Here is a 14,162-nt window from a genome sequence, read left to right on the forward strand (position 1 = left end):
GCACGAACTCGCCGCCGATGTAGTTGCCGTAGCGGGCCTTGAAGGAAACGATGGCGCCTTCGCTACCGGGATGGGCGTAACGCATGATGGTATCTCCTGGCTCTTGTGCTTATTAGGGGAGGACGCGCTGTCGCGCTTGTCGTAAGCCTGGAGCAAGGGCCGGGCCAGAGTGGCGAAAGGCCCGGAGTAGAGCGTCCTGGAGGTTTCGCAGGGGAGCTTGCGAACGCTCCCTGTCACGCGGGCGGGACGCTCGTGAGTGACACTCTGTACCGTTTTCGGCGCAGCGCATGACTCATCGGTCAGTCCGTCGTTGCATTGCGCCCCGGCCTGTTGGATGCTGCACCGATAGCCGTCCGGAGACTCGCGGACCGATCCACCGCGCCCAGGCAAGAGACGGCCCGTCCCTCGCGGAGAACCATAACAATGCCTGCCAGTTCCATGAGCCGCCACGCGCGGCAAGTGCTGACCGTCGCCCAGGGCAAGATCCCGCCGGGCGGCCCTGCGACCGATCCGTCCATCGCCCGCTCCTGGCTGCGCTGCCTGGAACAGCACCATCTCGATCCCGGCCAGCCGATGGCGCCGATGGTGCTGGAGCACGCGCGCATGCTCGAACGCCGCGAGCGCCTGCAACAGGTGCTGGAGATCGCCGATGGCGAGATGCACAGCCTCTACCAGCAGCTTTCCGGCAACGACCACGCGGTACTGCTCACCGATGCCCGCGGGGTGATCCTCAATTGCGTCAACGCCGACGCCCAGCGCCAGACCTTCGAACACGCCGGCCTCTGGCTCGGTGCCGACTGGAGCGAGCCCTGCGAAGGCACCAACGGCATCGGCACCTGCGTGGTCGAGCGGCAGGCCCTGACCATCCAGCAGGAAGAGCACTTCCGTAGCCGCCATACCGGCCTGACCTGCTCGGCGAGCCCGGTGTTCGATCCGCAGGGCGAGCTGATGGCGGTGCTCGACGTGTCTTCGGCGCGCCAGGAAGTCTCGCGGCAGAGCCAGTTCCACACCATGGCGCTGGTCAACCTGTCGGCGAAGATCATCGAGGGCTGCTATTTCCTCCGTCGCTTCGAGGGCTCTTGGCTACTGCGCTTCCATGTCCAGGGCGACTATGTCGGCCTGTTCAGCGAAGGGCTGCTGGCCTTCGAGGAAGACGGGCGGATCCGCGCGGTGAACCAGAGCGCGCTGAACCTGCTCGGTTGTCCGCGCCAGCGCCTGCTCGGCCAGCCGGTGGAGACCTTCTTCGATTGCCGTCTCGACGACCTGCTCGGTCGCGCCTCGCCGCAACCCAGCGCCAGCTGGCCGCTGCGCACCCGCGAGGGACGGACCCTGTACGCCATGCTGCGCGGCGCGCCGCGGGCGATACCCCAGGCCCTGGCGGTGCCCACGGCAGCGAAGCCGGCGCCTGCCGCGACCGGCCTGTGCCTGGGCGACGCCGAGCTGGCCGCCGATTTCCGCCGGGCGCTGAAGGTCTACGCGCGCGACGTGCCGTTGCTGCTCAACGGCGAGACCGGTTCCGGCAAGGAGGCCTTCGCCAAGGCCGTGCACCTGGCCGGCCCGCGCGCGGAACAGGCGTTCGTCGCGCTGAACTGCGCGGCGATCCCGGAAACCCTGATCGAGAGCGAACTGTTCGGTTATCGCGGCGGCAGCTTCACCGGCGCGCGCAAGGAGGGCATGCGCGGCAAGTTGCAGCAGGCTGACGGCGGCACCCTGTTCCTCGACGAGATCGGCGACATGCCACTGGCCTTGCAGACCCGCCTGCTGCGGGTGCTGGAAGAGCGCCGGGTGGTACCGCTGGGCGGCGAGCCGGAGGATGTCGACGTGCGCCTGATCAGCGCTACCCACCGCGACCTGGCCGGGCTGGTCGCCGATGGACGCTTCCGCGAGGATCTCTACTACCGCCTCAATGGCATGGTCGTGAGCCTGCCGCCGCTGCGCGAGCGCAGCGACCGCGAGGAGCTGCTGGACTACCTGCTGGCCGAGGAGGCCAGGGGCCAGCGCATCCAGCTCGACGGCGAGGTTCGCCAGGGCCTGCTGGCCTACCGCTGGCCGGGCAACGTCCGGCAGATGCGCACGGTGCTGCGGACCCTGGTGGCACTCTGCGAGGACGGCCGGGTCGGCCTGCGCGACCTGCCCGCGGATATCCGCCAGGCCCTGGCGGCGCTGCCGCCCGCCGCAGCGGCGCCCGCCCCGGCCGCGGGCAACAGCCTGGACGACGCCGAGCGAGCCGCGTTGCTGGCGGCGCTGGACGGCCAGCGCTGGCACGTGAGCCGGGTGGCCGAGCAACTGGGGATCAGCCGCAACACCCTGTATCGCAAGCTGCGCCGGCACGGCCTGGTGCGCGGCCAGGCCTGACGGGCGGGACGGCTCCAGGCGGGCCGCCGCGAGGCCGGCGGGAACCCCGCCGACGCCGCGTCGTCTGATGCCGCGACGCCGGGCGGCCGGCGCCTCCGCTGTGCTAATCTGCCGCCCATTCACAGCGCCTTCGACGGCTTGATCTGCAGGAGTCTGCATGCACATCCACGTACTCGGCATCTGCGGGACCTTCATGGGCTCGCTGGCCGTGCTGGCCAAGGAACTGGGCCACCGGGTGACCGGTTCCGACGCCAACGTCTACCCCCCCATGAGCACCCAGCTGCAAGCCCAGGGCATCGAGTTGATGCAGGGCTACGATCCGGCCCACCTGGAGCCGGCGCCGGACCTGGTAGTGATCGGCAACGCCCTGTCGCGCGGCAATCCGGCGGTGGAGCATGTCCTGAACAAGGGCCTGCCCTACGTTTCCGGCCCGCAGTGGCTGGCCGACCACGTGCTGCAAGGACGCTGGGTGCTGGCGGTGGCCGGTACCCACGGCAAGACCACCACCACCAGCATGCTCGCCTGGGTCCTGGAGCACGCCGGTATGAGCCCGGGCTTCCTGATCGGCGGGGTGCCGCAGAACTTCGGGGTTTCGGCGCGCCTGGGCGGTACGCCGTTCTTCGTGGTCGAGGCCGACGAGTACGACAGCGCCTTCTTCGACAAGCGCTCGAAGTTCGTCCATTACCGCCCGCGCACGGCGATCCTGAACAACCTGGAATTCGACCACGCGGATATCTTCCCCGACCTCGCGGCCATCGAGCGGCAGTTCCACCATCTGGTGCGCACCGTGCCGGGCGAGGGCCTGATCATTCGCCCGAGCGCCGAGAAAGCCCTGGAGCGCGTACTCGGGATGGGCTGCTGGACCCCGGTGCAGACCACCGGCGAAGGCGGCCAGTGGCAGGCGCGCCTGCTCGCCGAGGACGGCTTGCGCTTCGAGGTGCTGTTCGACGGCATCGTCCAGGGCGAGGTGGACTGGCCGCTGACCGGCCTGCACAACGTCGCCAACGCCCTCGCCAGCCTGGCGGCGGCGCGCCATGTCGGTGTGGTGCCCAGCCAGGGCGCGGTAGCGCTCAGCGAGTTCCGCAACGTCAAGCGGCGCATGGAGAAGGTCGCGGAGGTCCGGGGCGTGACCCTCTACGACGACTTCGCCCACCATCCGACCGCCATCGCCACCACCCTCGACGGCCTGCGCAAGCAGGTTGGCGCCGATACCCAGGTGATCGCCATCGTCGAGCCGCGTTCCAACTCGATGAAGCTCGGCGCTCATCGCGACGGCCTGCCGGACAGCGTGCGCCAGGCCGACCAGGTGCTCTGGTACGCGCCGCCGAACCTGGGCTGGGACCTGGCCGCCACCGCCGCGCAATGCGCGATACCGTCGCAGGTCTGCGATACCCTGGAGGCGATCATCGAGCAGGTGCGCCAGCAGGCCAGGCCCGGCGCGCAAGTGGTGATCATGAGCAACGGCGGCTTCGGCGGCTTGCACGGCAAGCTGGCCGCGGCGCTGGCCGAGTGAGGGGCGCGATGAGCGGTCCGGAACGCATTACCCTGGCGATGACCGGCGCCTCCGGCGCCCAGTACGGCCTGCGCTTGCTCGATTGCCTGGTGCAGGAAGAGCGCGAGGTGCACTTCCTGATCTCCAAGGCCGCGCAACTGGTGATGGCCACCGAGACCGACGTGGCCTTGCCGGCCAAGCCGCAGGCGATGCAGGCCTTCCTCACCGAATATTGCGGTGCCGCCGCCGGACAGATCCGCGTGTTCGGCCAGAACGACTGGATGGCGCCGCCGGCCTCCGGCTCCAGCGCGCCCAATGCCATGGTGATCTGCCCGTGTTCCACCGGCACCCTGTCGGCGGTCGCCACGGGGGCCTGCAACAACCTCATCGAGCGCGCCGCCGATGTCGCCCTGAAGGAGCGCCGGCCGCTGGTGCTGGTGCCGCGCGAGGCGCCGTTCTCCAGTATCCACCTGGAAAACATGCTCAAGCTGTCCAACCTCGGCGCGGTGATCCTGCCGGCGGCGCCGGGCTTCTACCACCAGCCGCAATCGGTGGAGGACCTGGTGGACTTCGTCGTCGCGCGAATCCTCAACACCCTGGGGATTCCCCAGGATATGCTGCCGCGCTGGGGGGAACAGCACCTTGTCAGCGACGAGTAGGGTGCTGCTGCTGGTCCTGGCGGTGCAGATGGGCGGTTGCGCCACCGTGCGCACCCTGGATGCGGCCAAGCCAGGGGCGCCAGTGGTCTACGCCGGCACCCGGCTGGACTGGTACAGCCTGCACGGCGGCTGCTGCCCGATGGAACGCTTCGGCGCGGAGGCGCCGGCCCATCCGGGGCTCGACCTGCCGGGCAGCGCGCTGCTGGACACCCTGTTGCTGCCGTTCTCGCTGGCCACCGCCATCGGCCTCAACCTCGGCGTCAGCGGCGGCATGTAGGGCGAGACCCGCCCCAGGCTCATTTCCCCAGCTTGCGCAGTTCGTCGGACTCGACGAAGCGCACGCCCTTGCCTTCCTCCAGCGCCAGGCGCCAGAGCGCGCGGGCCAGGTCGCAGGCCTCGATGCCGTGGTACTTGCCGGGAAGGATGCGGGCGATCGGCGCAGCGAGGATCTCGGCCAGGCGGAATTCCTCGCGCGGGCCGAACAGCAGCGATGGCCGGGCGATGGTCAGTTGTGGCCAGCCCTGTTCCTGCAGGGCCTGCTCCAGTTCGCCCTTGACCCGGTTGTAGAAGATCGACGACTTGGCGTCGGCGCCCAGGGCGCTGACCACCAGGTAATGCCGGGCGCCCATCTCCAGCGCGCGCTTGCCCACCGCCAGCGGCAGGTCGAAATCGACCGCGCGGAAGGCCTCCTCCGAGCCGGCTTCCTTGATCGTGGTGCCGAGGCAGCAGAAGGCGGTATCGATGCTGCCGTCGAGTTGCGGCAGCAGCTCGGCCAGCGGGCCGACCGGGTTGTCCAGCCGCGGATGCTCGGCCAGCGCCTTGCGGGCAGGGGCGATGACCTTGGCCAGGGTCGGCTCGCTCAATATCCGATCCAACAGGTGCTCGCCGGTAAGACCGGTCGCGCCGGCGAGCAGAACGCGCTTGGGCGTCGAGTGCATGTGTGTTTCTCCCCTTCCACACCAATGAGCGTAGTGCGCGGCGTATCTATTTGCCCGCCGCGCCCTCGCCGGTTTTTCCTTCCCGGAACGCGAGCGCGCGCTCGGCTTGCTGCCCCCGCAGCGTCCGCCAGTGCGCGAGCACGCGTTCCGGTAACCAGGCTTGCGGTTCCGAAGCTTCGAAACCTTCCTCCTTCTCCCTTTGACGCACTTCCTCTTTCGCCAGTTCGAACGCTTTGGACAGATCGTCGGTGCGGTTCAGCGCATTGGCCAGCAAGGCGCGGCCGAAATAGGTGAAGTCGGCGTCGTCGGAACAGCCGAACGAGACCCGGTCGGCACGCGCGGCGGTCAGGATCAGGGTACGTTCGTCTTTCAGCGGCGGGATGAAGCCCCCGCTGTAGCAGGCCGATACCACCAGCACCTTGTCGCGCTGGCGCAGCGGCGCGAGCAGTTCGGCCAGTTCCGCGGCCGGCAGGTCGCCGAGGTTCAGGCCGGGCATGTCCAGGGCCAACTGGTGGTCGCTGGAGCCGTGGCTGGTCAGGTAGATGAAGACCAGGTCTTCCGGCCCGCTGCGTTCGGCCAGGGTGCGCACGGCGCGGGACAGGCTTTCCCGGGTAGCCAGCGGGCGGTCGCCGAAGTGGTCGCGGTGGTTGACCAGGCGAATCACGCCACGAGCGGCGAAACGCTGGCCGAGCAGGTCGCCGGCGTAATCGGCCTCGCGCAGGAACACGCCCTGGCGGCCATCGCCGCCCAGGCTCAGGGCATAGAGTTCGCTGGCCGGCGTCGAGGCCGGGATCTTGCGCAGTTCTTCGTCGAGCAGGCGACCCTGGGCCAACAGGCCGATTTCCAGGGTGTCGGGCAGGGCCTTGCCGGCGGCGTCGCGGATGCGCTTGCCGTCGGCCCAGAGTCCCTGCTCACGGCTGCCGTCGGCGCGGTCCAGGGTGCCTTGGCCGGCATAGGCGCCGGCGGCGAAGCCGCCTTCGTAGCGGGTGCCGTCCAGTTGTTCGAGCAGGCCCTGGCCATGGAAGCGCCAGAACTGGAAACCGCCGCGGTAGCGGCTGCCGTCGGCGCCGAGAAGCTCGCCGGGGCCGTTCAGCGCGCCTTCGCTGAAGCGGCCGATCCAGACATCGCCGCTGGCGCTTTCGTAGCGCCCCTGGCCATGGAACTGGTTGTCCTTGAACTGGCCGACGTAGCGGTCGCCATCGGGCCCGCTCCAGCGCCCCTTGCCGTTCAGTTGCCCGTCGCGGAAGGTACCGGCGTACTGGTTGCCCTGGCTGTCGCTGAAGCTGCCTTCGCCTTCCAGGCGGCCCTGGCGGAAGCTGCCCTGGTAGCGGCTGCCATCGCTGCCGTCCAGCGTGCCCTGGCCGCTGTACAGGCCCTTGCGGAAACCGCCGCGGTAGCGAGTGCCCTGTTGTTCCAGGCTGCCTTCGCCATCGAACAGGCCCTGGCGGAAACCGCCCTGGTAGACGCTGCCATCGGCCATCGCCAGGCGTCCCTGACCGTCGAACAGGCCGGCCGCGAAGCCACCGCTGTAGCGGCTGCCGTCGGCGCCCTGCCAGGTGCCATGGCCGTGCAGCAGGCCATGCTCGAAGCGGCCGGCGTACCAGGCGCCGTTGTCGTAGTCCAGCCGGCCCTGGCCTTCCAGGCGCCCGTCCACCAGCTCGCCGCGATAGCGCGCGCCGTCCGGCAGGCGCGCATCGGCCGGGAGCAGCGGTTCGCCCTCGCCACAGGCGGCGAGCAGGATGACCAGGGCGGAGCAGAGCGAGAGAGACCTGGCGGGGCGAAGCATGCGGCGTTCCCGATGAGTGGTTCGGTCCGAGGGTGGAGGGGAGACAGTGTGGCGGAAAAATCGTTGCCTGGCAGTAGGGTATTTCCCTGCCGGCCCAGAGCGCCCCCGCGAGCGGGGGCTTTTGGAAGGGGGAGAGGGGCGCGAAGGCGCCTGGCCGTCAAGCGAACGGCAGCGCTCGCTGGGGCGGGCTCAGACGAAGCAGAGGCTGAGGGTCTCGGCGATGTAGGCGGGTTTCTCCTGGCCTTCGATCTCCAGGGTGGCGCGCGCCTTGATCAGCCACTGGCCGGGATTCTTCTCGTTGACGTCGAGTAGGGTCAGGCCCAGGCGGACCCGCGAGCCGACCCGCACCGGCTGGATGAAGCGCACCGTATCGAGGCCGTAGTTGACCGCCATCTTCAGTCCTTCGGGAAGCACCAGCAGGCCTTCCATCAGCTTCGGGATCAGCGACAGGGACAGGAAACCGTGGGCGATGGTGCCGCCGAAGGGCGTCTTCGCCGCCTTCTCCGGATCGACGTGGATGAACTGGTGGTCGCCGGTGCATTCGGCGAACTGGTCGACCCGCTCCTGGTCGATGGTGAGCCATTCGGAATGGCCGAGATCCTTGCCGACATAGTCCTTGAGCGCTGCTACGGGTACGAATGGCATAAGTCCTCCGGGAGGATGGCTGTTGTTCTCATGGTGCAGGAAGATCAGCACGCGTTGGCGACCGGGTCAAGAAACCATCGGCCTGGCGAATATCGCGTCATGCGGTGCCGCGACTGCGACTGATGGATAGGCGAGGAGCGTGCCAATGTCCCGGCGGGCTGGGCATAATGGTCGGCCCTTGCTGGAGGTGCCCATGTTGCTTCGTGGTCTGACCTGGCTGGTGCTGTTCCAGTTGCTCGGCACAGGTCTGAACGTTCTGTTGTTGCCCATGCTGCCCGGTCCGATCATCGGCCTGGTGCTGCTGTTCGGTTATTTCCTGGCGCGTGGCGAGGTCGGCAAGCCGGTCAACGAGGCGGCCGGCTCGTTGCTGCGCTACCTGCCGCTGCTGCTGGTGCCGGCGGCGGTCGGGGTGATGGCCTATGCGCGGGAGATCGCCGCCGACTTCTGGGCCATCGTCGGCGCGCTGGTACTGTCGCTGGTGCTGTCGTTCCTGTTCGCCGGCTGGATGATGCAGAAGCTCATCGATCGCCAGCAACGTCGCCGGGAGGAGTCCTGATGGCCTGGCAGGCCGCCCTCGAGGCGGTGATCCACCATCCGCTGTTCGGCGTCGGCGTGACCCTGGGCGCCTACCAGTTGGCCCTGGCCGCCTATGAACGGACCCGCTGGGTGTTCCTGCAGCCGGTGCTGGTATCGATGCTGGTGGTGATCGGCGTGCTGCTGCTTTGCGGCATCGACTACGACGAATACAGTGCCAGCGCCAAGGTCCTGACCATTCTCCTCGGCCCCGCCACGGTGGCCCTGGCGGTGCCGCTGTTCCTCAACCTGCGGCGTATCCGCCAATTGTTCTGGCCGACCCTGCTGACCCTGGTGGTCGCCGGTACGCTGGCGACGGTGCTGGGCATCGCATTCGGCTGGTTGTTCGGTGCCGAGCCGCGGATGCTGATGAGCATGGCGCCGAAGTCGGTGACCTCGCCGATCGCCATGCTGGTGGCCAGCCAGATCGGCGGCGTGGCGGCGCTGGCCGCCGTGTTCGTACTGATCACCGGGGTACTCGGGGCGATCCTCGGGCCGGAGCTGCTGCGCGCCATCGGCGTCCGGCACCCCGCCGCGCAGGGCATGGCGCTGGGCATGACGGCCCACGCGGTAGGCACTTCGCGGGCCTTGCAGGAAGGCGAGGAGTGCGGCGCCTTCGCCGCCCTGGCGATGAGCCTGATGGGCGTTGCCACCGCAGTGCTGCTACCGTTGGCGGTAGCGCTGGTTGCCTGACGATGCCCGAGGAGTCGCGATGAAGTTGCCGTTGTTTCCCCTCAACGCCGTGCTGTTCCCCGGTTGCCGCCTGGACCTGCAGATCTTCGAGGCGCGCTACCTGGACATGATCAGCCGCTGCATGAAGCAGGGCACCGGTTTCGGCGTGGTGACCATCGGCGAAGGGCGGGAGGTCGGCGAAGCGCCGAGCCGCCTGGCGATGGTCGGCTGCGAGGCCTCGGTCCGCGACTGGCAGCAGCGCCCGAACGGCCTGCTGGGCATCCGCGTGGAGGGCGGTCGGCGTTTCCAGGTGCTGTCGGTGGAGGTCCAGGCCGACCAGCTCAGCGTCGGCGAGATCGAGTGGTTCGAAGACCTGCCGGAGCAACCCCTGACGTACGAACACAACGATCTCGCCGCGTTGCTCAGCGTGCTGGCCGAGCATCCGATGGTGGCCGCGCTGGAGATGGGCGGCGAGCCCGGCGGCCAGCAGGACCTGGCCAACCAGTTGGCCTACCTGCTGCCGTTCGATACCGAACGCAAGCTCGAACTGCTCGCCCTGCCCGACGCGCAGATGCAACTGGCGCGGATCCAGGTGCTGCTGGAGCACCTGCAGGGCGAGTTGGGTATCGACTGAGCGCCAACCCTCACAGCGGCCGGTAGCGCGCAATGGCTTCCGGCAGGGCCCAGCCGGCGGCGATCGCCAGGGTCGCCACGCAGACCGGCAACAGCAGCCACCAGACCCGTTGCGGCAGCGCCGGCAGCGACTCGCGGCGCTGGCTCAGCCACAGGCTGGCGGCGCAGACCGTAGTGGCGAGCAGGGCGCCGGCGACGATGTCCGACGGCCAGTGCACGCCAAGGTAGACCCGCGACAGGGCGATGCTCAGCGACGGGATCACCGCCAGCAGTACCCAGGTCAGGCGCCAGCGCGGCGGTTGCTGGCGGCTGGCGAGGACGCCCAGGGTGAGGAAGAAGGCGAAGGACGCCGAGCTGTGTCCGCTGGGGAAGCTGAAGCTGCTCAGCGGTTCGGCCAGCACTTCCGGGCGGGCGCGGGCGAACAGGGTCTTCAGGGTCTGGTTGGCCAGCGCGGTACCCACCAGGGTGCCGATGGCGAAGATGGCCGGACGCCATTGCCGGGTCAGCAGGAGGATACCGCCGAGCAGCGCGCCGGCGATGAACTGGGTGCGGAAATCGCCGAGCCGGGTGACCACCACCATCACCGGGTTCAGGTCGGCGTTGCGATGCTCCTGGACCAGCGTCATCAGGCCCTGGTCGAGGTCCTGGAGGTACGGCCAGGCGACGGTCATCGCCAGCAGCAGGACCAGGCTCAGCGCGGCCGCCACAGCGGTTGCCCAGCGTTTGCGCCGCAGGCTGGCCTGGACTACCACGCCGACCAGCACCGCCAGGCAGGCCGCGACGATCCCGGCTTCGCTCCAGAAGCCTTCCGGCAACGGCAGGCGCAGGGCTGCGCCGGTGGCCCAGCCGGGCAACAGGTAGGCGACCGCCCAGCCGGCGGCGGCGATCAGCGAAACGCCGAGAAAACGGCCGAACGGCATGTCGAGCATGCCGGCGACCATCGGCAGCATCGGTCGCAGGGCGCCGATGAAGCGGCCGACCAGCAGGCTGGCGATACCGTAGCGTTCGAAGTACACCTCGGCGGCGGTGATCCACTGCGGATGGCTGCGCAGGCCGGGCAGGCGGCGGATGTTCTGGTGGAAGCGGCGGCCGATCCAGTACGAGCTGAGGTCGCCCAGCACCCCGCCGGCGTAGGCCAGCAGCAGGGTTTCGCCGAGGCCGAGGGCGCCGCTGCCGGCGATCACCGCGACGCCGAACAGCAGCACCACGCCGGGGAGGACGATACCGACGATGGCCGCGCATTCGAGGAAGGCGATGAGGAAGATGGCCAGCCCCAGCCACTCGGGGTTGGCGGCCATCCAGGCGTTGAAGCTGTCGAGACTCATTGCAGGTGCGGGTCCTGATGTCCGAGTAGATGATAGTCGCGCCCGGCGACCTGGCCGCGGCGCAGTGGGTTGCGGGTGCAGAAGGCGGCGAAGGTGGCATCGACGAAACGGTACGGCAGGTGTTCGTCGCGCCCCTTCGGAATGCCCAGCCGAGCGGCCTGGATCACCTGGCTGGGGCGCTCGCCGACATCGTCGACGAACAGTCGCTGCGGGTCGAAGCGCTGTGCGTCCCACTCCGGCACCTTCAGCCCCATGGCCTTGCACAGCAGGGTCTGGCCGGCGCACAGGCGGCCGATCTCGCGGGGCCGGCCCTGGCTGTCCGGGTTCAGGCTCTGCATCCGCTCCAGCGCCGTGTGGTCGCTGATGCGATCCAGCCAGGGATGGCCGGACTTGATCAGCACCGCATTGCCCGGCCCGCCGGCGCTGAAGTTCAGCGAGTCGCCGCCGCGCGCGTAATACATATAGATGTGCCCGCCGTCGAGGAACAGTGCCTTGCGCTTCTCGGTGTAGCCGAGCGAGGCATGGCTGCCTTTCTCCTCCAGGTAGTAGGCCTCGGTCTCGATGATTCGCGCCGCCAGCCAGAGATTGCCCTGGCGATGGCGGATCACCTTGCCCAGCAACTCGCGGGCGACCAGCAACGCATCGCGGTCGAAGAAGGTGTCGGGGAGCGGCCGGGCGTCGGGCCAGGGCAAACTAAGGATGGGATCGCGGGACATGGGATTGTCGCTGGGACCATGGCAGTCATAGGCTGGCGAATGATAACAACAAGAGCCTGAATCATGGTTGAACGAGAGCGTGTCGACAGTGCCCACATCACGCCCAGCGCCCATTACACCGGGTACGTCTGGTTCCGCCATCGACTCGCCGAACCGGCCTTCGCCACCGTCTTCGGCCGCTGGGTACACGGCTTCGTCGCGCCGATCAACTGGGGCGCGCAGCTCGGTTTCGGACTGAACATCGAGGATTTCCTGTTACAAAGACACCTCATGATCGACGCGCGCCTGACCCAGGCCGTCGAACGCGAGGGAGTGGTCCAGGTGGTGGAAATGGCCTGCGGGCTCTCGCCGCGTGGGCGACGCTTCCGGCAACGCTATCCACAGTTGCGCTACCTGGAGGCCGACCTGCCGCCGATGGCCGCGCGCAAGGCGGCGTTGCTCCGCGAGCAGGGGTGGCTGGGCCCGGAGCACGCGGTGGCGGCTGTGGATATCCTCGCCGAGGACGGCGAGCGCAGCCTTGCCGCGCTGTTCGCCGGGCTCGATCGCGAGCGCCCGCTGGTGGTGATCACCGAGGGGCTGGTGAACTATTTCCAGCGCCCGGTGATCGAGGCCTTCTGGAGTCGCCTGGCGACCGAACTTAAACGCTTCCCCCAGGGCACCTACCTGACCGACCTCTATCCCGATCTCCGCGAGCACCCGCGCTACCGGCAGATCCGCTGGGGAGTGGGGATCATCGGGCGGCTGACGCGGGGAAGCTATCCGTTGCATTACCGCAATGCCGCGGAAATCGAGGCGGCCTTCGCCCGCTGCGGCTTCGCCTCCACCCTGGTGCTCGACCCGCAGCGCGAAGGCGCCGCCCTGGGCTTGCCGCAGGGACGCCTGCCGAGCCTGGTGCGGGTGATCGAAAGCCGCACGGCATAGCCGCCTCTCAGGCGACCTCCGCTCGCTCCCAGGCGGCGAGGAGGTCGGCCAGTCCGGCGCTGGCCGCCGGATCGGAGTGCGGGAAGATGAAGGCGAAGCCGCCGGCGGTCGAGCGCAGGGGCAGGATGTCCAAGTCCGCCGGGCCGTCGCAGCACAACCGCCAGCCGCGTTGCGGGCGGGATTCGGGCAGCTCGGCGTGCAGCCGCCCGCCGAAATAGCCGAGTTCCATCAGTTCCGCCGCATAGACGCCGAACTGCGGATGTTCCAGCCGAGCGTGCCCCTGGGCTGGCCGATGGCGGACCTCGAAGCGTCGCTCCAGGCCGAGCAGGCGCGTGCGCGGGATCCGCGTGCTGCCCTCGGCGCGCTCCGGCAGTGCCTCGCCGCGCAGGAACGGGCCGTAGAGCCGGGCGCAGGCCTCGCGTCGTTCGAACTGGGCAAGATGGTCGGCGTCGTGGATCAGGGCGAACTCGGCGTTCCCGCAGGCATGGGCGAACACCGCATGTTCCCAGGGCTGGGTGAAATGGTCGTACTCGCCGGCGAGCACCAGGGTCGGGCAGGTCGGGTGCCGCTCGAAGCCGCCGAAGGCCAGCAGGCGCCGGCTATTCTGCCGGTAGCGTTCGATCTCCGCCGCGGTCAGGCGTTGCAACTGGCGCAGCATGGCCTTGCGAAATACCGGGGAGACGCCGGTACGTTCCAGCTGTAGCGGGTTGATCAGGCCGGTCAGTACGCCGTGGGCGAAGGCGCTCTGGTCGCCCTCGTCGAGCCGGGCCAGGGCTTCTTCCAGCAGCAGCCGCGCACCGGGGCGGCCGAATGCGGTGATGCCGGCCAGTAGCAGGCGCGCGCAGCGGCGCGGATGGCGGGCGGCGAACAGCGCGGCCAGGGCCGAGCCGTAGGACAGGCCGATGGGCATCAACGGCGGCAGGCCGAGCTGTTCGGCGAAGGCCGCGATCAGGTCGGCGAGGTCTTCCAGGCTCAGTTCCGCCGCCAGTTGCAGGTTGCCGCCCTGGCTCGGCAGGTCGAGCAGGATCACCGGGTGCTCGGCGAGCAGTTCGCTGACCTCGCCGGTGAACGAGCGGAAGCTCTGGAAGGCGCCGCCCAGCAGGAGCACCGGCGGGCGCGGGTCGTCGGCGCGGGCGGCGAAGGCCTGGTAGCGCAGTTGCCAGCCGTCTAGGAAGAGGATATCCGGTTCGCTGCTCAGCGACTGTGCGCTGTAGTCGGTACGGTAGCGCATGGCGAGGCCCCGCGGTGTGTGCGTCGTTATTGTTGTTCTGCCGAGCGGGTGCCGGTGGGTGGCAGTGGCCAGGCTCGCCTCGAAGGTAAACAGAGGTAGCAATTTTGTTTACCTATCCTTCGGCCGGCGCCTGCGCCCGGGTGTCACCGTCTCGCGCACAGCCCCAGGCGCAGCGGGGCTGCCGCGTTACCGCCGGGGGCGATGGAACGCACTGTC

The 14,162-nt window shown here is 69.0% G+C and carries 15 protein-coding genes; 8 read left to right on the top strand and 7 right to left on the bottom strand.

Annotation, left to right across the window (positions count from 1 at the left end; genetic code table 11):
- A partial coding sequence (locus HMPREF2716_RS29910) for a hypothetical protein (protein ID WP_239667261.1) occupies positions 1-85 on the bottom strand: 85 nt, incomplete at its 3' end.
- A 338-nt stretch (positions 86-423) separates the two neighbouring features.
- On the opposite strand from HMPREF2716_RS29910, the gene eatR reads away from it, so the two are divergent.
- The 4 genes from eatR (at position 424) to HMPREF2716_RS24400 (ending at position 4,783) form a co-directional block, all read left to right on the top strand.
- Positions 424-2,355 carry a sigma-54-dependent transcriptional regulator EatR gene (gene eatR / locus HMPREF2716_RS24385; protein ID WP_010793418.1) on the top strand — a complete coding sequence of 644 codons (1,932 nt, stop codon included), beginning with the start codon at positions 424-426 and terminating at the stop codon, positions 2,353-2,355.
- Between the two features lie 157 nt (positions 2,356-2,512).
- Positions 2,513-3,868: a UDP-N-acetylmuramate:L-alanyl-gamma-D-glutamyl-meso-diaminopimelate ligase gene (gene mpl, locus HMPREF2716_RS24390; RefSeq protein WP_070622033.1), complete on the top strand. Its 1,356-nt coding sequence runs from the start codon at positions 2,513-2,515 to the stop codon at positions 3,866-3,868.
- Positions 3,869-3,876: 8 nt separating this feature from the next.
- Complete coding sequence (gene ubiX / locus HMPREF2716_RS24395) at positions 3,877-4,506, top strand: flavin prenyltransferase UbiX (protein ID WP_003093227.1); 630 nt, start codon at positions 3,877-3,879, stop codon at positions 4,504-4,506.
- Between the two features lie 28 nt (positions 4,507-4,534).
- Positions 4,535-4,783 (top strand): YceK/YidQ family lipoprotein, encoded by a 249-nt coding sequence (locus HMPREF2716_RS24400; protein WP_042159398.1) that lies wholly within the window; start codon positions 4,535-4,537, stop codon positions 4,781-4,783.
- A 19-nt stretch (positions 4,784-4,802) separates the two neighbouring features.
- Here HMPREF2716_RS24400 and HMPREF2716_RS24405 read toward each other — a convergent pair whose 3' ends face one another.
- The 3 genes from HMPREF2716_RS24405 to HMPREF2716_RS24415 all read right to left on the bottom strand — a co-directional run bounded on the left by HMPREF2716_RS24405 (position 4,803) and on the right by HMPREF2716_RS24415 (position 7,875).
- The gene (locus HMPREF2716_RS24405) at positions 4,803-5,444 is read right to left on the bottom strand and encodes an oxidoreductase (RefSeq protein WP_003100290.1); all 642 of its coding nucleotides are present in this window, start codon (positions 5,442-5,444) and stop codon (positions 4,803-4,805) included.
- A 46-nt stretch (positions 5,445-5,490) separates the two neighbouring features.
- On the bottom strand, positions 5,491-7,230 hold the full coding sequence (locus HMPREF2716_RS24410) for a C13 family peptidase (RefSeq protein ID WP_003453986.1): 1,740 nt from the start codon (positions 7,228-7,230) through the stop codon (positions 5,491-5,493).
- A 189-nt stretch (positions 7,231-7,419) separates the two neighbouring features.
- Positions 7,420-7,875, bottom strand: coding sequence for a MaoC family dehydratase (locus HMPREF2716_RS24415; RefSeq protein WP_003093220.1), 456 nt, complete (start codon positions 7,873-7,875; stop codon positions 7,420-7,422).
- 193 nt (positions 7,876-8,068) lie between these two features.
- Between HMPREF2716_RS24415 and HMPREF2716_RS24420 the strand changes: the two genes are divergently transcribed.
- The 3 genes from HMPREF2716_RS24420 to HMPREF2716_RS24430 are packed head-to-tail and all read left to right on the top strand — an operon-like array spanning position 8,069 to position 9,754.
- A complete protein-coding gene (locus tag HMPREF2716_RS24420; protein ID WP_003100294.1) occupies positions 8,069-8,431 on the top strand; it encodes a CidA/LrgA family protein in 363 nt (120 codons plus the stop codon).
- Positions 8,431-9,141, top strand: coding sequence for an LrgB family protein (locus HMPREF2716_RS24425; protein WP_003093214.1), 711 nt, complete (start codon positions 8,431-8,433; stop codon positions 9,139-9,141). Before HMPREF2716_RS24420 ends, HMPREF2716_RS24425 begins: the two co-directional genes overlap by 1 nt.
- Before the next feature lie 19 nt (positions 9,142-9,160).
- Complete coding sequence (locus tag HMPREF2716_RS24430) at positions 9,161-9,754, top strand: LON peptidase substrate-binding domain-containing protein (RefSeq protein ID WP_003093212.1); 594 nt, start codon at positions 9,161-9,163, stop codon at positions 9,752-9,754.
- A gap of 10 nt (positions 9,755-9,764) precedes the next feature.
- Here the strand turns inward: HMPREF2716_RS24430 and HMPREF2716_RS24435 are convergent, their stop codons facing one another.
- Together HMPREF2716_RS24435 and HMPREF2716_RS24440 are read right to left on the bottom strand one after the other, a co-directional pair.
- Positions 9,765-11,078 (bottom strand): bifunctional DedA family/phosphatase PAP2 family protein, encoded by a 1,314-nt coding sequence (locus HMPREF2716_RS24435; RefSeq protein ID WP_003100297.1) that lies wholly within the window; start codon positions 11,076-11,078, stop codon positions 9,765-9,767.
- Positions 11,075-11,794, bottom strand: a complete 720-nt coding sequence (locus tag HMPREF2716_RS24440) for a DNA-3-methyladenine glycosylase (RefSeq protein WP_003100299.1) — start codon at positions 11,792-11,794, stop codon at positions 11,075-11,077. Before HMPREF2716_RS24440 ends, HMPREF2716_RS24435 begins: the two co-directional genes overlap by 4 nt.
- 63 nt (positions 11,795-11,857) lie before the next feature.
- Here HMPREF2716_RS24440 and HMPREF2716_RS24445 point away from each other — a divergent pair, with 63 nt between their 5' ends.
- Positions 11,858-12,715 (top strand): class I SAM-dependent methyltransferase, encoded by an 858-nt coding sequence (locus HMPREF2716_RS24445; protein WP_003093206.1) that lies wholly within the window; start codon positions 11,858-11,860, stop codon positions 12,713-12,715.
- A 7-nt stretch (positions 12,716-12,722) separates the two neighbouring features.
- On the opposite strand, the gene HMPREF2716_RS24450 is transcribed toward HMPREF2716_RS24445, so the two are convergent.
- Positions 12,723-13,946, bottom strand: coding sequence for an alpha/beta fold hydrolase (locus tag HMPREF2716_RS24450; RefSeq protein ID WP_023518008.1), 1,224 nt, complete (start codon positions 13,944-13,946; stop codon positions 12,723-12,725).
- Positions 13,947-14,162 lie beyond the last annotated feature (216 nt).

The organism is Pseudomonas sp. HMSC076A11, assembly GCF_001810205.1.
GTDB classification, from domain to species: Bacteria; Pseudomonadota; Gammaproteobacteria; order Pseudomonadales; family Pseudomonadaceae; genus Pseudomonas; species Pseudomonas aeruginosa.